The sequence below is a fragment of the Embleya sp. NPDC005575 genome (assembly GCF_040605455.1).
Classification (GTDB): domain Bacteria; phylum Actinomycetota; class Actinomycetes; order Streptomycetales; family Streptomycetaceae; genus Embleya.
Genome location: NZ_JBEXCV010000080.1, coordinates 20932 through 39332 on the forward strand (window position 1 = coordinate 20932; position 18401 = coordinate 39332).

Sequence of the window (18401 nt, forward strand, 5' to 3'; positions counted from 1 at the left end):
GACGGCGGGCGGCGTGCTCAGCTCCGGGCCAGGTCCACGAACAGCGCGCTGGACCAACCGAATCCGGTCGTCGCGCGCCCGGCCCGGCCGCCGGTGAGTGGGTTCCAGTACTCGTACAGCCCGCCGCCCTCGGCCACCATCCGCACCGTGCGTTCGGTCAACTCCTCGGCCACGTCCAGGTATCCGGATCGACGCAGGCCCTCGATCAGCAGGTAGTTGACGTTGAGCCAGACCGGCCCGCGCCACATCGCCTCGGGGTCGAACGTCGGATCGTCGAACGCCACGGTGGGCACCGGGCGTTCGCCCCAGAAGCTCGGCGAGCGCAGATCCTCGACCAGTCGGTCGGCGATCTCGCGGGGCAGTCGTCCGGTGAGCAGCGGCAGCAGTTCCAGCGGCGTGCGCACCGACACCGCACGGCCTGCCGAGACGGTGGTGAACCGTTTTCCGTCCCACCGCCGGGACACCAGGAGTTCGGTGTGCGCGACGGCCCGCTCCCGCCATGTCGCGGCGTCCTCGACCCGGCCCAGCTCCTGTGCGATGTCGCCCAGCACGTCGAACTGGAGTGCCAGGTAGGCGTTCAGGTCCGGCGGCTCGGCGCGCGGGCCGTAGTCCCACACCGGGCTGTCGTCCAGCCCGCTGGAGTACGGGTGCAGGTATTCGGCCAAGCCGTCGCCGTCCGGGTCGGAATGAGTCAGCCACCACTCCTGAGAGCGGGCGATCGGCTCGTAGACCTCGGCCAGGAAGGCGAGGTCGGGGGCCGCCCGATGGATCTTCCAGACCGCCCACGCGGTCAGCGGCGGCTTGGTCACCGGCACGACGTCGCCGGCCGCGGCGGACTGTGCCGCTTCCTCGCCCAGCGCCTGGCCGACGTGCTCCGCCAGCCGGGCCCGGTCCGATCGCGGCAGGTCGGTCGTCTCCGCCAACACACCCTCGTCGTGCACGACATCGGGGATCAGCCCGTCGGCGCGCTGGTGTGCGAGCAGGATCCGGATCTGGTCCCGGGCCAGTTCGGGATCGCCGTGTCGCAGTGCGATGGCGTGGAAGTAGGAGTCCCAGTTCCACACGCCGACATAGCCGAATCGGGACGGGACCAGGCCCTCCCGGCCACCCGCGAAGCGGATCGGCAGCAGGTTCACCCCGAGCGTCCACCACGCCATCGCGGCCCGTTCGTACAGGTCCGCGCGGACCGCCGGCATCCGGTCGAACCAGGCGCTCCAGCGCGCGCGGGCCGCGGCCAGGACGGCTTGCCCGTCCGCCAAAGCGGCCTCGCCCACCAGTACCCGGCAGCCCTCGATCGTGGCCTCGTGCGCGGTGCCGTCCGCGGCCGACCACCGGGCCCGGGCGCCGGTGCCGGTCAGCACCAGGGTGTCCGAGTCGGCGAAGGCCAGGTGTACGCCGCCCGCGAAGGAGATCCGGTCCGGGTGCGCGGCCCGGATCGGCAGCGGGTCGCCGCCGGCCGACTCGATCCGCAGCCCGGTGAGCACGCTCGTGTCGGTGAGCCGGGTCTCGTACTCGGATCGGGCGACCCACAGGTCGCCGTCCTGCTGCGCCAGCACCAGAAGCCGGGAACCCCGGTCGGTGAACGGCCGTTCGCGCAGATCCAGCGCGACCGTGTCGATCGGGTCGCGGCCGTGCGCGGACATCTACCGACCTCCCATACCGGATGCCGCCATGCTGCTGATGATCTTCCGCTGCCCGATCACGAACGCGATCAGCATCGGCACCACGGAGATCGTCGAAGCGGCGAGGAGCATGCCGTAGTCCAGTCCGCCGTGCTGGCCCTTGAACGAGGCGAGCAGCATCGGAACGGTGAATTTGTCCTCGGAGTTGAGGAAGATCAACGGGTAGATGAAGCTGTTCCAGCTGCTCAAGAACACGATGATGCCCAGTGCGGCCATGCCGGGCTTGATGTTGGGCAGCACGATCCGGGTGAAGATCGTCCAGCGGTTCGCGCCGTCCAGCCGGGCGGCCTCCTCCAGTTCGATCGGCACCGCTCGAATGAACTGCCGCATCATGAACACCGCGAACGGGTTGGCGATCGCGGGCAGGATCAGTGCCAGGTGGGTGTCGATCCAGCCGAGCTTCGACAGCATCACGTACAGCGGCACCAGGGTGACCTGGGTGGGCACCATCTGGGTGAGCAGGAACACCACGAACAGCGAGCGGGAGAACGGGAATTCGATCCGGGTGAAGGCGTAGGCCGCCATCGAGGCGGTGAGCAGGGTGACCACGACGGTGATCACCGCGATGTAGAAGCTGTTCCAGTAGGCGCGGCCGAACGGCATCGCGTCGAAGGCGTCGGGGAAGTTGTCCGCGCGCCAGGGGTCCGGCAGCCAGGCCAGCGGATCCTGGATCATCTGCCCCTCGCTCTTGAACGCGGTGAGCAGCATCCACACGAACGGGAACATCATCAGCAGCCCGCCCACGATGAGCAGGGTGTGCAGGGCGACGGTGCCGAAACGGCGGCGGATGGCAGTGACCATCACGACCCTCCTCTCTTACGACTCGTAGTGGACGAAGCGCTTCTGCATGCCGAATTGGGCGATGGTCACCACGATCGTCATCAGCGTCAAGAGCAGGGCGGCGGCGCTGCTGGCGCCGAATTCGAACTTCTTGAAGCCCAGGTCGTAGACCTGGTAGACGATCGTGCGGGCACCCTCGTTGTGGTCCGGGTCGACCAGCACGTAGATCTGGTCGAATGCCTGGAACGAGCTGATCACCGCAACCACGAAGGAGAAGAAGATGGTCGGGGACAGCAGCGGCAGCGTGACGTGCCGAAAGACTCGAACCGGTCCCGCGCCGTCGATCCGGGCCACCTCGGTCAGGTGCGCCGGGATGGACTGGAGGCCGGCCAGGAAGATCACCACGTTCAGGCCCAGCGAGGACCAGATGGTCACCGCCGCGATCGCGACCATCACCCAGTCCGGGTCGTTGAGCCAGTCCGGCAGGGTGATGCCGAACCAGTCGTGCACGGTGTTGTTGAGCATCCCCAGGTCACCGCTGGCCAGCAACATCTGCCAGATCACCGCGACGGCCACCGAACTGGTCACCACCGGTAGGAAGTAGATCACCCGGTAGATGGTCTTGCCGCGCACGTTGTTCAGCGCCATCGCGACCAGCAGGGCGAGCGCCAGACCCACCGGCACCGTGATCACGCCCAGGGTCAGCGTGTTCAACACCGCGTCGCGGAAGGTGGGATCGGACAGCTGGGTCTGGAAGTTGTCGAAGCCGACCCAGGACTTCTCGCCCAGGCCGTCCCACTTCATGAAGGCCAACACGACCGCGAAGCCCAGCGGTCCCAGCGTGAAGGCGAGCAGGGCGACCAGTTGCGGCCCGAGGAAGAGGGCGGCCCACCACCGTTCCCGGCGCCGCCGGCCCCGAAGGGACCGGCGGCGTTCGGGCGTTTCGGTGGCCGGGCGCCGTGCGTCGGTGGTGCGGCTGAGCGTGGACGTGGTCACGGCGGCCCCCGGTCAGCGCAGTTTGGCGGCGACGAGCGAGCCGAGGTCGTTCATCGCCTGGTCGAACCCGACCTTGCCGGTCCACAACTTCATCAGCAGGTCGTTGATGCTCGCCGTCAGCTCCGGGACGCCGGCCTCCTCCGGGTAGTTGGCGAAGCCGCCGTCACGGGCGTCGACGAAGGTCTGCGCGTGGGCGGGGTAGCCCTCCATCACCACGCTGTCCGCGCCCTTGACCGAGGGCACCGCGTTACCGCCGCCCTTCAGGCGCACGGTCTGGCCGTCCTTGGAGACGAACTCGGACAGGAACGTCCAGGCCGCCTGCGCGTTCTTGGCGTTCTTGTTCAGCGCCAGGAAGGAGGTGGCCACCGTCTGCGGCATCAGCTGGCCGGTCTGGGACGGGAACGGCACGATGTCGTAGTTGTCCTGCTGTCCCTTCTTGACGGTGTCGATCATCCAGCGACCGCCCGCGGAGAAGCCGGTCTTGTGCTTGATGAACTGCACGTCCGAGCCGTTGCCCTCGGGCAGGTTGTCGGCGACCAGGAAGGTCCCGTTCTGGTAGCCGTCGGCCAAAGTCTTCAATGCCTCGCGCGACTTGGGGTCGGTGTTGCCGACGAACTTGCCGCCGTCGTAGACCTTGCCGCCGAAGCCGTTGATCATGCTGTAGGTCGAGCCGTACCAGTTGTAGAAGATCGAGCCGGCCTTGTCCGCCGCCTTGAGCTTGCGGTTCATCTCCAGGTAGGTGGCCATCGTCCACTTGCCCTGAGCGTTCAGCGCGGCCGGGTCCTCGGTGATGCCGGCGTCCTTGAGCGCCTGCTTGTCGTACCAGAGCACCTCGGGGTTGGCGTCGTTGGGTATGCCGTAGATCTGCCCGTCCTTCTTGGCGCCGCCGTACAGGCCCTCGAAGAAGTCCTCCGGCTTGGCCTTGCTGTCGGGGGCCGCCATCTTGTCGTTGAGCGGCGAGACCACCCCGGCGGAGACGAATTTGCTGATGAAGTCGTCGCCGACGTAGAACACGTCGGGTGCGGTCTTGGAGGAAAGCTGGGTGAGCAGCTTGGAGTGGTAGTCGCTGTAGGAGGGCACCGCCTGAAGCTTCAGCTTGATGTCGGGGTGACGCTTGCCGAAGTCCTTCTCGAAGTCCTTGAAGCGGGCCAGCTCTTCCGGGTTGCCCCAGGTCGACCAGGTGACGGTGGTCTTGCCGGAGCCGGAGCCGGAGCCGCTGCTCCCGCCGCAACCGGTGGTTGCGGCGAGTGCGGCGCCGACGGCCAGCACGGCGACGGTCTTCGCTGCGCGGGAAAATGACACGATGTGCCTCCGGGGGGATCGGTGCGGGACGTGCACGTGCTGGGACCGGGCCCGCGCCCGTCGCCGACGGTAGCGGCGGGAACGGGGCCGGGATGACTAGGCGAGACCGCCGCCGTCGACGACCAGGGCGGTGCCGGTGATGTAGCTGGCCGCGTCGGAGGCCAGGAACAGGACCGCGCGGGCGATCTCGTCGGGGGTGCCGGACCGGCCCATCGGACGGTCCGCCGCGTCGGCCGCGAACGCCGTCCAGTCCTCGGCCAGTTGCCGGGCCTCCTCGCGCAGCATCGGGGTGTCCGTGTCGCCGGGGTTGACCGAGTTGACCCGAATGCCCGCCGCCGCGTGGTCGATCGCCAGGGCGCGGGTCATGTTGACCACGGCGGCCTTGGACGCGCAGTAGGAGATCGCGTTGCCGCCGCCCTTGAGCCCCCAACCGGAGCCGGTGTTGACGATGGACCCACCGTCGCTCATCGCGGGGACGGCGTGCTTGCACATCAGGAAGACCGAGCGCACGTTGACCGCCATCACCCGGTCCCACTCGTCGACCGTGGTGCCGATCGCGTCCGCGCGCCGGATGATGCCCGCGTTGTTGAAGAGCACGTGCAGTCCGCCGAAGGTCTGCACCGCCGTGGACACCACGGACACGCAGTCCGCCTCGGCGGAGACGTCCGCCTTGACCGCGACCGCGCGGGCGCCCTGCGCCGAGATCTCCTGCGCGGTGCGGGTCGCGGCCGCCGCGTCGATGTCGGCGATCACCACGTCCGCGCCCTCCGCGGCGAACATCAGCGCGGTGGCCCGGCCGATGCCCGAGCCGCCGCCGGTGACGATGGCGACCTTGCCGTGCAGGGATCCAGTCATCCCGTTCATCCGGAGCACTCCTCATTCGCAGGAACAATTCGATAGGGGACGCTCTCGCGGTAGCCGGTGACCACCCGGACGAAGCCGCTCAACCGCGCGTCCGTGGCCGGGTCACCGGTGTCCGCCAACAGCGGCCGGCCGCCGAGCGCGGCCAGCTTGGTGCGGGTGGCGAGCACGGTCAGGCCGTGTACGCGGGCCAGCACCGACGGGCTGATCTGCTGGTTGCCGCGGCCGAGCACGAAGCCCTGGCCGCCGATCACCGATACGACGGCTTCCACCTCGTGCCCGTCCACGAGGTCGAGCAGCGCGCGCTCGCTCAGGTCGACCCCGATCGGCACGCCGTCGGCGACCACGTCCACGCCGAGCAGCGTGGATTCGGCGCCCAACGCGCGGCCGACCGCGCGCGTGGTGGTGCCCGGGCCCAGGATGTAGCGCACACCCGGGCGCATCCGGGCGACCACCTCGCGGGCGATGCCCTCGACGGTCTCCGGTGCGGCGCCCGAGGAGCCGGTCTTGCGGCCGGACAGCCGTACCCGGGCCGCGGGCACGGTCAGCGTGCCGTAGAGCCGGGGGCTGACCCGGCCTTCTCGGTACGCCTGTTCGTCCAGGTCCACCACCTCGGCCTCGGCGGTATCCCCGGCGAACTCGGCGGCGGCGTGTCCGGCCGCCGCCGGCCCGACCGCGAAGCAGCCGGAGTAGACCTTGACCCCGGCGGGGATGCCGAGCACGGGCCCGCTCGGCCCGGCGTCGAGCACGTCCCGCGCGGTGCCGTCGCCGCCCGCGAACAGCAGCAGGTCCACCGCCCCCAACGCCCGGACACAGGCCCGGGTATCGGCGGACGAGGACGGCTCTCCCGGTTCGCACGCCACCAGTTCGGGCACCGCGCCGGCGGCGCGCACGGAGCTCTCGCCCATCGCGCCGGGCACGGTGACCACGGTGGCGTCCGGGCGGGCGGCCAGGAGCGCGCGCACGGCCACCGCCGCGCGCTCTCCCGCCCGGGCGATCGCACCGCGCGCCAGCGCCTCGCGCTGCACGTCGGCGCCGTCGCTGCCCTTGAGCCCGGCCGCGCCGCCGAGGCCGGCCACCGGGTTGACGATCAGGCCGACTCTCACGACAGGTGCTTGCGGACGTACGCCCGCCAGGTCATCGCCCACTGCTCCGGGTCGTCCAGGCAGGTCGGGTCGATCTTGTGCACGGTCTGGTTGTACGGCGCGCCCTTGACGAACTCCGGTTCGCTGCGCGCCTCGTCCGCGACGTGCGCCAGGATCGCGGCGTACTCGTCCAGGTCCTCCTTGGAGTACGACTCGGTCGGCTCCAGGGTGAACGGCTCGGGCACCAGGTACGGGTGGTGGCTGGTCCAGTAGTGCACGCCGAAGTCGGCCGCGCGCACGCCGATCTCCTCCGAGTGCACGCCGGTGTCCTCGTACAGACCCTGCCACGAGTAGCGGACCTGCTCCAGCCGGCGCTTGTTCCACGGCGCGGAGGCGCCGGGGATCTGCAACACCTTGTGCATCAGGTAGTTGTTGTTCAGCACCGCCGTCTCGGCCACCTGCCGCAGGCCCTCGGCGCCCAGGGCCATGATCCACGCGTAGGCGCGCACCACGTTCGGGGTGACCCCCAGGTAGGGCCGGATCTTGCCGACCGACTGCGGCCGGTCGGTGTCCAGGAAGTAGCGCTCGCCGTCGAACTCGACGGTCGGGCCGGGCAGGAACGGCACCAGCTTCTCCGCGACCCCGCAGGCACCCGCGGCCGGGCCGCCGGACGCGTGCGGCGTGGAGAAGGTCTTGTGCAGGTTGAAGTGGCACAGGTCGAACCCGGCGTCGGCGGCCCGGGTGATGCCCAGGATGCCGTTCGCGTTGGCCTGGTCGTAGCAGGCCAACCCGCCCACCCCGTGCACGAGTTCGACGAACTCGGCGATCCGGGGGTTGTAGATCCCGGTGTCCTCCGGGTTGGTGATCATCAGCGCGGCGGTCCGCGGGCCCACGGCCGCGCGCAGCGCCTCGATGTCCGGGTAGCCGTCGGCGTCCGGCATCAGGGTGATCACCTCGTACCCGGCGGTCTTGGGCGAGGCCGCGTTCGTGGGGTGCGAGAACATCGTGGTGATCACCTGGTCGCGCTGCTCGCCCTCGCCCCGGGAGGCGTGGTAGGCGCGGATCATCGCGACGTTGGCGTAGATCGCCGCCGAACCGGAGCCCGGTTGCAGGCTGACCCGGTCCATGCCGGAGATCTCCTTGAGCATCTGCTCCAGGTGCCAGTAGATCGCGAGCACGCCCTGCACGCTGTCCTCGGGCTGCGCCGGGTGCAGTTCGGCGACCTTCGGGTCGCCGACGAACCGGTCGTTGACCTTGGGGCTGTACTTCATCGTGCAGGTGCCCTGGCCGACGGCGATGCCGAGGTCGACGCCCACGGTCTGCTGGGACAGGCGCATGTAGTGCCGGAGCACGTGCAGCTGCGACATCTGCGGCAGCGCCGGCGGCGTCTCGCGCCGTATCCCGGCGGGCAGTTCGACGGCGGGCACGCCCGCCTCGGGCACCCCGATGCCGCGCCGGCCGGGGCTGGACAGCTCGAAGATCACCGGCTCGTCCCAGCGCGCCTGATGGAACCGGCGCAGCGGCGGCTTGGCCTCGATCGGCAACTTCGCGAAGGATTCTCCGACGGCACCCATCAGCCCTGCACCTCTCGTACCGCTCGCACCAGCGTGTCGATGTCGTCCTTGGTGTGCCGCTCGGTCACGCAGACCAGCAGCGTGCCGGCGTCCAGCGGGATGCCGGCGTAGATGCCGCGCTCGCGGAGCGCGGTGAGCAGCGCGTCCGTGTCGGCCACCTCGATCGCGAACTCGCGGAAGTGCACGGCGGCGGCGTGCCGCACCCGCACTCCGGGGACTGCGGCGAGTTCGTCCATCGCGTAGCGGGTCCGGGCCAGGATCGTCTCGCCCAGCTCGCGCATGCCCTCGGGCCCCATCAGCGCGAGGTAGACGCCGGCGGTGATGCCCCACAGCGACGCGGCGGTGCCCACCCATTCCTTGCCCTCCTCGCGCAGCGCGAAGGAGGTGCGGTCGTAGAAGACGTCGCCGAAGCCGTATTCGCCCGGCACGGCGGTCGGCGCGATGCCGAACAGGCGGGAGGGGAACTCCGCGACCAGGCGCGGTTCGTCGCGGGTGGCGATGTAGCCGGCGTGGCCACCGCCGTAGTTCTGGTGCATGCCCAGCGACTGGATGTCGCCGCAGACGATGTCCGCGCCGAGCGTGGCGGGCGGGGCGAGTACGCCGAGCGAGATCGGGTCCGCGCTCACCACGAGCAAGGCGCCCTGGTTGTGCGCGAGTTCGGCGATCTCGGCGGTGCGGGTCTCGACCACGCCGTAGAGGTTGGGGCTCTCCAGGTAGACCGCGGCGACGGTGTCGTCGACGGTGAACGCGCCGGCCTCGCCGTTCTCGGCGACCGGGATCATGGTGATCTCGATGTCGGGCGCGAGGAAGTCCCGCAGTTTGCTCAGCTTGTCCGTGCCGATCGCGGCGGTGACCAGCACCTTGGAGCGGTCGGTGTAGCGGGCGGCCATCCGCAGCGCGGTGCCACTCGCCTGGAAGCCGTCGTAGGTGGGGACGTTGACGACGTCCTGCTCCAGGAGTTCGCCCATCATGCTGACGTACTCGAAGAGCGCCTGGAACCGGCCGTGGTCCTCGTACGGCTCGCCCGCGTAGGCGGTGAGGAACTCGCCGCGCGAGTTGATCTCGTCGCACACGGCGGGCACGTGGTGCGGGTAGCAGCCGCCGCCGAGGAAGCTGAGCACCTCGGTGGTGTCGGTGTTGCGACCGAGCAACCCGCGCATGTGCCGGACCAGTTCGGGTTCCGAGGCCATCGGCGCGGGCAGGTCGAGCGGCCGGTTCAGGCGCAGCGCGGTGGGGATGTCGGTGTAGAAGTCCTCGATGGACTCGACCCCGATCGCGGCCAGCATCTCGGCCCGGACGGCCGGCTCGGCATTGGGTATATAGGGGTGGGTCACTTCTCTCCCTCGTGAGCGGTGCGCAGCACCACGGCGTCCCTGGGCCCGATCTCGATCGGGCCGTGCAGGTCGCGCCCGGTCAGCAGGTCCGTGCCGGGGGCGCGCAGGGTCATTGCCGCGGTGGTCGTGCCGTGATTGAGCAGGAACAGGTAGTCGGCGTCGGGTCCGGTCCGCCGGCATGCCTCGACCGCCGACGGTACGTCCGCGACGGAGCGCACGCCGGCGCGGGTCAGTACGTCGGTCAGGATCGGGGTGACATCGTCGAGGGCGCAGCCCACGTAGGTCGCCCGGCCGAGTCGGGTGATCGCGGGCTGCCCGGCCAGGTCGCCGCCCTCGTACTCGGCGATCGGCGTGGCTCCCTCGGGCCGCAGCCACTCGGCCCAGCGGGTCGCCGTGCCCCGGGTGCCGTCGGCGTGGCGCACGCCCTGGGTGCTCCCGTCGGCCAGCGGCCAGAACTCGTCGACACTCAGGCCGAGCAACTCGCGCAGCGGGCCGGGGGCGCCGCCGGGGTGGACCCGGTCGGCCGAGTCGACCACGCCGCTGAACGGGCCGACGATCAGCTCGCCGTCGAACGCCCGCAGGTTCGCGGCCTGTTCGTCGGTGCACAGGTAGAGGTTGGGGGCGATGACCAGGCGGTGGGCGGACAGGTCGCGGTCCGGCGGGGCCAGGTCCACGGTGATCCCGCGAGCGTGCAGCGGTGCGTACCAGGCGTCCAGGAGTCGCTTGAGCTCCAGCCGCTTGGACGGCATCGATTCGGGGGCCTCCAGACCCCACCACGAGGACCAGTCCAGGAGCAGTGCGACGTCCGCGGTGGTGTGGGTGCCGGCGATCTCGGCGAGCTTTTCCAGTTCGCCGCCCAGGCGTAGCGTGTCCTGCCATCCTCGGGTGTGGACACCCCCGTGCGGCAGGAGGGCGGAGTGGAACTTCTCCGGTCCGTAGCGGGCCTGGCGCCACTGGAAGAACATCACCCCGTCGGCGCCGTGTGCGAGCGCCTGGAGGCCGTCCAGGCGCATCTTGCCGGGCGGCTTGGGCACGTTGACCTCGCGCCAGCTCACCGCGCTGGGCGCCTGTTCCAGGAGCAGCCACGGGCGCCGCTTGAGCGAGCGCATCAGGTCGTAGCTGAGCGCGATGGCCACGTGCGAGTTGGGGTCGGCGGGGTCGGGGTAGGCGTCGTCGCTGACGATGTCCTCGGCGCCGGCCCACTTCCAGTAGTCCAGGCCGTGCAGGATGCTCATGAAGTTCGTGGTCACCGGGATGTCGGGGGTGACCTCGCGCAGCACGCTCTTCTCCGCCTCGAAGCACTCCAGCAGCGCGTCCGAGCAGAACCGGCGCCAGTCCAGTACCTGGGTCGGGTTGATCGGGCCCGGTGCCTTGCGCGGCGGGGCGATCTGCTCGAAGTCGGTGTAGTGCTGACCCCAACAGGAGGTACCCCAGGCGGCGTTGAGGCCGTCGATGTGCTCGTATCGCGCGCTCAGCCAACGCCGGAAGTGCCGGGCGGACTCGTCGCAGAAACATTCGAGCGTGTGGTCCGCGTACTCGTTGCCGATATGCCACATCGCCAGTGCCGGGTGCCGGGCGTAGCGCTCCGCCATCGCTCGGGCCAGCCGGACGGTGGCCGCTCGGAAGATCGGCGAGCTCGGACAGTAGCCCTGGCGGGAGCCGAATTCGAGCCGGGTGCCGTTCGCGTCGACCGGCAGCATCTCGGGGTGCTCGCGCACCAGCCACGGCGGCGGGGTCGCGGTCGCGGTGGCCAGGTCGGCGGCGATGCCGTGCTCGTGCAGCAGGTCGAGTACCCGGTCCAGCCAGCCGAAGTCGTACTCCCCGGGCCGGGGTTCCAGGCGTGACCAGGAGAAGACCGCGACGGTCGCCATGTTCACGCCGGCTTCGACCATCAGCTTGGCGTCCTCGGCCCAGACCTCCTCCGGCCACTGCTCGGGGTTGTAGTCACCCCCGAACAGCAATCCCGGCACTCGCGTCAACCGCACGTCGACCTCCCGTTCATGTATTCTGTATTCATAATTCAAGGTGTGTGCGGTGCGTCATGTCAAGCACCAGTTATCGGCGTCGATCGACACAAGGAGTAACCGACACATGGCCATCCAGCGGCGACCTCTGCGGGAGCAGATCCGCGAGGAGTTGCTTCTGCGCCTCGACAGAGGCGACTTCGCGGCAGGCAAGGACATCAACGAGGTGGTGCTCGCCGCCGAGTTGGGCGTCAGCCGCACCCCCCTGCGCGAAGCCCTGATCACCCTGGCCGGCGAAGGCGTCCTGGAGAGCAATCAGGGGCGCGGCTTCCGGTTCGCGCCGGTCAGCAGCAAGGAGTTCCGCGAGCTGTGCGAGATCGTCGCGGGCCTGGAATCACTCGCCCTGGAGCTCTCGGATCCCGATGAACTCCGGGAGATGGCACCGGAGTTGCTACGACTGGCCCGAAGCTTCCCGGATCCGGTGGCGGAGCAGTCGGAGATCGAGTGGCACGACGACGAGTGGCACGACCTGCTGCTCGGGAAGTGCCCGAACGAGCGGCTGCTCGATCTGGTGACCAGCGTGAAGGCGGGCATGCGCCGCTATACCCACCTGATCGCCGGCGAGGACACGTTGTTGGAGCGCGAGGCGGAGGAGCACTGCCGGATCGCCGAACACCTGCGTGCCGGTGATGTGGCCGCCGCCACGGCCGCGCTACGCGACAATTGGGTCAGCGGTATGGAACGCATGACCAGCCGGATCCCGGTGACCCCGGAGTCGGCCTGACCGACTCCGCCCCACCTCGGCGGGCCGCCTTCGTCCCCGCCGGACGGAGCCGACCCGCTGCGCAACATGCGCGGACGCAAAATCGCCCCCGGAACCGGCTCCCGATTCCGTTCCGTTTCCGAGCGTGGCGGGCACCAAAAGCGGGGTCGGCCGACGAGCAGGCCCGCCGGGTGTTCGAGCGTTTCCACCCGGCGGACGGCTCGCACAGGTGCGGCACCGGCACGACTCGGCGCGCCCGGCCCAACGCGGGCGCGGGATCAGGAGGCAGGCCGGGTCAGGGACCCGTCACGCGAACGCCGCCGTCCAGTCCACTGCGACCCCGTTCACGTACGCTTGCGCCAGTGCGGTCAGGAAGCGGGCCATTCCGCCGTCCTCGTTGCGCAGCGTCGCCATCAGCACGGCCGAACGGCCCAGTTCCTCGACGATGTCCTGCATCCCGACCGTGAGCACCGGCTGGGCGCTGCACTCGACGAAGATCGTGTGGCCGTCGGTGACCAGCGCGCGCACGGCCTCGTCGAACCTCACCGTCTGGCGCAGGTTCCGGTACCAGTACTCCGCGTCCAGCTCGTCGGTGTCGATGCGGCGTCCGGTCACCGTCGAGTAGAACGGCACGTCGCCGCGCGCCGGTCGGATCCCGGCCGCCAGGTCGAGCAGAGCCTCCCGCAGATCCTCCACGTGCGCCGAGTGCGCGGCGAAGTCGACTCCCGGCACCCGCCAGCGCATCATCCGAGCGGCGGACAGCGCGGCACCGAACTCGGCCATCGCACTCACGTCGCCCGACACGGTCATGGTGGCCGGGCCGTTCACCGCTGCCACCGACAACGCGCCGTCCCAGTCGGCCAGCATCGTTCGCACCCGCTCGTTGGGTGCCAATACGGTCAGCATCTCGCCGCGACCGCGAATCGCCGTCAGGGCCTGGCTGCGCAACGCGACGATCCGCGCCGCGTCCTCCAGCGACAACGCGCCGGCGACGTGCGCGGCCACGATCTCGCCCTGTGAATGGCCGACCGTCGCCCTGGGCTCCACGCCGAACCGGCGCCACAGCCGGGCCAGCGACAACATCATCGAGAACAGCACGGGCTGCACGACGTCCACCCGGTCCAGCGGCGGGGTTCCCGGCGCTTGCCGCAGCACGTCCTCCAGGGACCAGTCCAGGTATGGCGACAGCGCCTTTTCGCAGGCCCCGATCTCCTGGGCGAACGCGGGCGAGGTGTCCAACAGCTCGACCGCCATGCCGACCCACTGGGTGCCCTGGCCCGGGAACACGAACACCGGCCGGGCATCGGCCTGCGCCTGCCGGGTCGCCCGGCCGGCGATCACGTTCGGCGCGGCCCGTTCCTCGACGAGCGCCCGCACCCCGGCGAGCAGCTCCGCCCGGTCGCGCCCCAGCACCACGGCCCGGTACTCGAAGGCCGCGCCGGCCGCGACCAGCGATCGCCCCACCTCGGTGACGTCGACGACGACGTTCAGCGCCGAGTCGGACTCGAACCGGGCCAGCAGCCGCGCGGCCTGGCCGCGCAGACCCTGCGCGCTTCGCCCGGACAGCACCCACGGCACCGTGCCGGCTCCGGCACCGACTTCGATCGGGACGTCTTGCGTGGCCGGCTTGGTCACGAGCACTCCTCGTCATCGCCAATCAGCGGACTGCGAATTGCAGGATATCGCGCATGTCGAGTGTTTCCGCCCACCGCGCGGTAATTCCGCCGCAAGGACACGATTACCGGGTGATTACCCGGTACCGACGAAATCGTGTAAGGCTGCCGGCACCCAGTCGCGTCTGCTTTCCAGTACGGAGGCCACTCGTTGTCGGGCTATCCGATATCGCAGGCTATTATTCCTGCGCATCCGCAGATCACGTCCACTCATTTTTCATCGAATCTGCCGCGCCCCGCTCCGGAAAGCGCGGGACCGGCTCGTGAACTCCGACCCCCGACGATCACATGGTGACCAGGGAAGCCGGCCCGAGCCGCGTCGGCCGCACACACGCGCCCACCCACCCGGAACCCGCACGGTTGCCGTCGTTGACGGGACTGCGTTTTCTGGCTGCCATGATGGTCTTCACCACACACATCCTGTGGTACACCGGGCTCGTCCCGGGCGACACGGGAACGGAGCTCAGAAAGACATTCGCCCTCTCGGGCTCCTACGGCGTCGGTTTCTTCTTCATCCTGAGCGGCTTCGTCCTGACCTGGACCGCGCGCTCGGACGACACGGCCGGTTCGTTCTGGCGCCGTCGCCTGGTGAAGATCGGCCCGATGCACCTGATCACCTTCGGCCTGGCGGCCCTGCTCGTGCTCGATACGGACCGGCCCACCCGCACGCGCGACTGGTTCGCGTCGGTGACCATGCAGCAGTCGTGGTTCCCGGACATCCGGACCGTCTCGGCGGTCAACGGGGTGAGCTGGTCGTTGTGCTGCGAGTTCTTCTTCTACCTGGCCTTTCCGGCCCTGCTGCCGGTCCTGCGCCGGATACGCGAGGAATGGCTGTGGCCGGCGATCGCGGGCGTACTGGCGTTGATCGTGGGCGTGTTCCTCGTCGCCACGTTCGTGGTGAACGACCAGCCGCGGCTCACCGCCTTCTCCGTGTCCGGCGAAGTGTCGTTCGACCAGGTGTGGTTCGTGTACTTCTTCCCGCCGGCCCGCGCGCTCGAATTCGTCCTGGGCATTCTCCTGGCCAGGATCGTCGCGGCGGGTCGATGGCCGCGCATCGGCCTGGTCCCCGCCTTCGGCCTGGCCGTCGTCGGATACGTGCTCACCCAGTACGAGCCGTACCTGGCGGGCACGGCCGGCGTGGCGACCGTGTGGACCGCGCCCCTGATCGCCGCAGCCGCGGTCGCGGACCGGCAGCGCACCGCCTCGGTGTTCCGCGGGCCGACGATGGTTTTCCTGGGTGAGATCTCCTTCGCGTTCTACATGGTCCACTGGATCGTCATCATGAAGGCCGCCGACATGATCGGGCCCACCCGCACGTTCTCGTCGGGGACCGGCGTACTCCTGATACTCGCCGTGCTCGGCGTGGCACTGGCGTGTTCCGCGCTTTTGTATCGGTGCCTGGAGACGCCGCTGGTGCGGCGCTTCGGGCGGCACCGGCCGAAGCCGGGGACGGCGGACCTGCCATCCCCCGCAGCCGCGCCCGTGCCGACCGAGGGCCGGCGCGTACCGAACTGACGGGCAGGGCCGGGCGGCGAGCCGCACGACCTCTCACGCGTCCTGCGCGGCCCGACACCCGCGCAGGACGCGTGCGGCTCGGGCACGTACGCCGGCGGTACCGGGCCGGGCGTACCGCCGCAAACACGAAGACACGCAGGTCGCGCAGGCCCACCGCAGCCGCCCATCGGGCGGTAATCTCGCCGCCGGCGCGCGGTTACCGGTCGATTACCCACCGTGGATGCAACCGTGTAAGGCTGCCGACGACCAGTCGCGCCCGCTTTCCGGTACGGAGGCTACTCGTTGTCGGCCTATCCGATATCGCAGGCTGCTATTCCTGCGCAACGACAGATAACATCCACCTATTCGCTGCTGCATCTGCTGCGCCCCACCGACGACTCCGTGCTCCATCTACCGGCGACGAACCCGCAGTTGGTCGAGGAGGTCGTCGTCCGCGTCGGTTCGGGTGCGACCGGTTGGGCCATCGAAAACAGCCGCCTGCTGCCGGCCGAGCTGGCCGAGGAGCCGTTCGCCAGATTCGACCGAAGATCGTACAGCGAAACGCGGCTGATCGAGGCGATAGCGCTCTGGGTCGTATTGCGGCTCAGCGGCGTGCGAGCCATTACCGGCCTGCTTTCCGCAGAGCTCACGAATGCCATTCGGGAACGCATCGCCGACAACACGACGGTCGATCTCCTGCTTCGTTGTGTCCGGGCCACGCATGCGCGTTTCACCCGCGAGTTGTTCGATTTCTGCGAGGTGCAGATCCCCACCCAGGACCAGCCGGCCATGATGCGGTCCATTTCGGCCGACCTGTTCGAAGGAATGGAGACGCTCTCCGCCGCGGTGACCGAGAAATTCGCCGCCGAACGCAACCGCTGGTTCGCCGGATCCGTGGGTGAACGCTTCGAGCTGGTGTCGGCGATTCTGGAGGGCAAGCCCGTCGACACGAGAAAGGCGCTGCGCCGGTTGCAATACGACCTGACGCTGCATCACGTCGCACTGGTCCTGTGGCAGGACGAGATCACCCCGGACAGCGGGCGCGAACTGGAGACCACGGCCCTGCGCCTGCTGGAACAGGTCGGCTGCTCGTCGATGTTGCTGCTCCCCGCAGGCCCGGGTCGGCTGTGGGCGTGGGGTGGCCGCGCCACCGACCATCCGGGCGAGCTGGGGCGATCGGAAAAGCCGGTGGACCTGCCCGCGCACATCCACGTCGCGTCCGGGTTGCCGGGCGGCGGTGTGGCCGGTTTCCAGCGCTCCCACGAGCAGGCGGTCACCGCGGAGCGGGTCGGCCGCATCACCGAGCCCGGCCCGTCCAGGCTGTGCGACTACGGCGATCTGGAGTTGGTGATCCTGCTCGGCAACGACGCCGAGGCCACCGCCGACTTCGTTCGCCGCGAACTCGGCCCGCTCGCCGCCGACAACAGGACCATGGCCGCATTGCGCGAGACCGTGCGATGCCTGCTGGACAACGAGCGGGGCGTGGCCGTCACGGCCAAACACCTGCACATCGCGAAGAACACCGTGGTCTACCGGGTGAAGAAGGCGGAGCAGTTGCTCGGGCGGTCCCTGCGCGAGGACCACCTCCGCCTGCACCTCGCGCTGTACCTGGCAGGACGGCTCGGCTCGTCGGTGCTGGCCAAGCAGGGTCCCGCCACGGGACTGGAGAACTCGATTCGGGCGGTGTCCTCATGAGCGACAGGCAGATGAACAAGGACGAGAAGCTCCTCGACTACCTCAAGTGGGTCACCGCCGACCTGCACAAGGCCCGGGCCCGGGTCGAGGAGCTCGAGTCGAGCCGGTCCGAGCCCATCGCCATCCTGGGCATGGGCTGCCGCTACCCCGGCGACGTGTCGACGCCCGAGGAGTTGTGGCGCGTGGCCGCCGACGGCGTCGACGCGATCACCGAGTTCCCCGCCGACCGCGACTGGGACGTGGCGGGTATGTACGACCCGGACCCCGATGCGATGGGCAAGTTCTACGCACGGGAGGGCGGATTCCTCAGCGACGTCAAGGGTTTCGACTCGGCGTTCTTCGGGATCTCGCCGCGGGAGGCGCTGGCGATGGACCCGCAGCAGCGGCTGCTGCTGGAAACCACGTGGGAGGCCATCGAACGGGCGCGCATGGATCCGCGCTCGTTGCGGGGCAGCGACACCGGGGTGTTCGTCGGCGTGATGTACACCGGCTACGCCTCCACGGTCGACGCCTCGTCGACGGGCGTCGAGGGCTACGCGATGACCGGGATGCTGACGAGCGTCGCCTCCGGTCGGATCTCCTATGTCCTCGGCCTGGAAGGGCCGACGGTCAGCATGGACACGGCCTGCTCGTCCTCGCTGGTGTCGATCCACCACGCCGTGACGGCGCTGCGCAACGGCGAGTGCTCGCTGGCGCTGGCCGGCGGGGCGATGGTGATTCCGGTGCCGGACGGCTTCGTGGAGTTCTCCCGGCAGCGCGGGCTCGCGCCGGACGGGCGCTGCAAGGCGTTCGCGGCCGCGGCGGACGGCACCGGATTCTCCGAGGGGGTGGGGGTACTGGTGCTGGCGCGGCTCTCCGACGCCCGGCGGCTCGGGCACCCGGTGCTTGCGGTGATCCGTGGCAGTGCGGTGAACTCCGACGGTGCCTCCAACGGCCTGACCGCGCCGAGCGGCCCATCGCAGCAGCGGGTGATCCGCAGGGCGCTGACCAACGCCGGCCTCTCCCCCGCCGAGGTCGACGTCATCGACGCGCACGGCACGGGAACGATGCTCGGTGATCCGATCGAGGCGCAGGCGCTGCTGGCCACGTACGGTCGGTCCCGGTCGGACGATCAGCCGCTTCTGTTGGGCTCGTTGAAGTCGAATATCGGGCATACCCAGGCCGCGGCGGGGGTGGCCGGGGTGATCAAGTTGGTCAT

The 18401-nt window shown here is 69.7% G+C and carries 14 protein-coding genes; 4 read left to right on the forward strand and 10 right to left on the reverse strand.

Annotation, left to right across the window (positions count from 1 at the left end; genetic code table 11):
* Positions 1–17: 17 nt before the first annotated feature.
* The 9 genes from ABZS54_RS24925 to ABZS54_RS24965 form a co-directional block, all read right to left on the reverse strand.
* A complete protein-coding gene (locus tag ABZS54_RS24925; RefSeq protein ID WP_355540137.1) occupies positions 18–1643 on the reverse strand; it encodes a trehalase family glycosidase in 1626 nt (541 codons plus the stop codon).
* Positions 1644–2483 (reverse strand): carbohydrate ABC transporter permease, encoded by an 840-nt coding sequence (locus tag ABZS54_RS24930; protein ID WP_355540140.1) that lies wholly within the window; start codon positions 2481–2483, stop codon positions 1644–1646.
* A gap of 15 nt (positions 2484–2498) precedes the next feature.
* Positions 2499–3458: a sugar ABC transporter permease gene (locus ABZS54_RS24935; protein ID WP_355540143.1), complete on the reverse strand. Its 960-nt coding sequence runs from the start codon at positions 3456–3458 to the stop codon at positions 2499–2501.
* A 12-nt stretch (positions 3459–3470) separates the two neighbouring features.
* Positions 3471–4760 carry a sugar ABC transporter substrate-binding protein gene (locus ABZS54_RS24940; protein ID WP_355540146.1) on the reverse strand — a complete coding sequence of 430 codons (1290 nt, stop codon included), beginning with the start codon at positions 4758–4760 and terminating at the stop codon, positions 3471–3473.
* Between the two features lie 96 nt (positions 4761–4856).
* A complete protein-coding gene (locus ABZS54_RS24945; RefSeq protein ID WP_355540149.1) occupies positions 4857–5624 on the reverse strand; it encodes an SDR family NAD(P)-dependent oxidoreductase in 768 nt (255 codons plus the stop codon).
* Positions 5621–6727 (reverse strand): NAD(+)/NADH kinase, encoded by a 1107-nt coding sequence (locus ABZS54_RS24950; protein WP_355540151.1) that lies wholly within the window; start codon positions 6725–6727, stop codon positions 5621–5623. The genes ABZS54_RS24945 and ABZS54_RS24950 overlap by 4 nt, the downstream gene beginning before the upstream one ends.
* Positions 6724–8280, reverse strand: coding sequence for an aminomethyl-transferring glycine dehydrogenase subunit GcvPB (gene gcvPB, locus ABZS54_RS24955; RefSeq protein WP_355540153.1), 1557 nt, complete (start codon positions 8278–8280; stop codon positions 6724–6726). The genes ABZS54_RS24950 and gcvPB overlap by 4 nt, the downstream gene beginning before the upstream one ends.
* Positions 8280–9614, reverse strand: coding sequence for an aminomethyl-transferring glycine dehydrogenase subunit GcvPA (gene gcvPA, locus ABZS54_RS24960; RefSeq protein WP_355540155.1), 1335 nt, complete (start codon positions 9612–9614; stop codon positions 8280–8282). The genes gcvPB and gcvPA overlap by 1 nt, the downstream gene beginning before the upstream one ends.
* On the reverse strand, positions 9611–11599 hold the full coding sequence (locus ABZS54_RS24965) for a beta-galactosidase (RefSeq protein ID WP_355540158.1): 1989 nt from the start codon (positions 11597–11599) through the stop codon (positions 9611–9613). Before ABZS54_RS24965 ends, gcvPA begins: the two co-directional genes overlap by 4 nt.
* A 106-nt stretch (positions 11600–11705) precedes the next feature.
* On the opposite strand from ABZS54_RS24965, the gene ABZS54_RS24970 reads away from it, so the two are divergent.
* On the forward strand, positions 11706–12362 hold the full coding sequence (locus ABZS54_RS24970; protein ID WP_355540161.1) for a GntR family transcriptional regulator: 657 nt from the start codon (positions 11706–11708) through the stop codon (positions 12360–12362).
* Positions 12363–12647: 285 nt separating this feature from the next.
* Here the strand turns inward: ABZS54_RS24970 and ABZS54_RS24975 are convergent, their stop codons facing one another.
* Positions 12648–13976, reverse strand: coding sequence for an acyltransferase domain-containing protein (locus tag ABZS54_RS24975; protein WP_355540164.1), 1329 nt, complete (start codon positions 13974–13976; stop codon positions 12648–12650).
* Between the two features lie 329 nt (positions 13977–14305).
* Between ABZS54_RS24975 and ABZS54_RS24980 the strand changes: the two genes are divergently transcribed.
* From ABZS54_RS24980 to ABZS54_RS24990, 3 genes are all read left to right on the forward strand, one after another.
* The gene (locus ABZS54_RS24980) at positions 14306–15529 is read left to right on the forward strand and encodes an acyltransferase (RefSeq protein ID WP_355540166.1); all 1224 of its coding nucleotides are present in this window, start codon (positions 14306–14308) and stop codon (positions 15527–15529) included.
* A gap of 282 nt (positions 15530–15811) precedes the next feature.
* Positions 15812–17203, forward strand: a complete 1392-nt coding sequence (locus ABZS54_RS24985; RefSeq protein ID WP_355540169.1) for a helix-turn-helix domain-containing protein — start codon at positions 15812–15814, stop codon at positions 17201–17203.
* Positions 17204–17214: 11 nt separating this feature from the next.
* Positions 17215–18401 (forward strand): beta-ketoacyl synthase N-terminal-like domain-containing protein (locus ABZS54_RS24990; protein WP_355540172.1); only part of this gene is annotated, 1187 nt, incomplete at its 3' end.

Excerpts from the sequence above, each read along its gene's own strand:
- ABZS54_RS24925 (WP_355540137.1), bottom strand. The coding sequence starts at position 1,643 with ATGTCCGCGCACGGCCGCGACCCGATCGACACGGTCGCGCTGGATCTG.
- ABZS54_RS24930 (WP_355540140.1), bottom strand. The coding sequence starts at position 2,483 with ATGGTCACTGCCATCCGCCGCCGTTTCGGCACCGTCGCCCTGCACACC.
- ABZS54_RS24945 (WP_355540149.1), bottom strand. The coding sequence starts at position 5,624 with ATGAACGGGATGACTGGATCCCTGCACGGCAAGGTCGCCATCGTCACC.
- gcvPB (WP_355540153.1), bottom strand. The coding sequence starts at position 8,280 with ATGGGTGCCGTCGGAGAATCCTTCGCGAAGTTGCCGATCGAGGCCAAG.
- ABZS54_RS24970 (WP_355540161.1), top strand. The coding sequence starts at position 11,706 with ATGGCCATCCAGCGGCGACCTCTGCGGGAGCAGATCCGCGAGGAGTTG.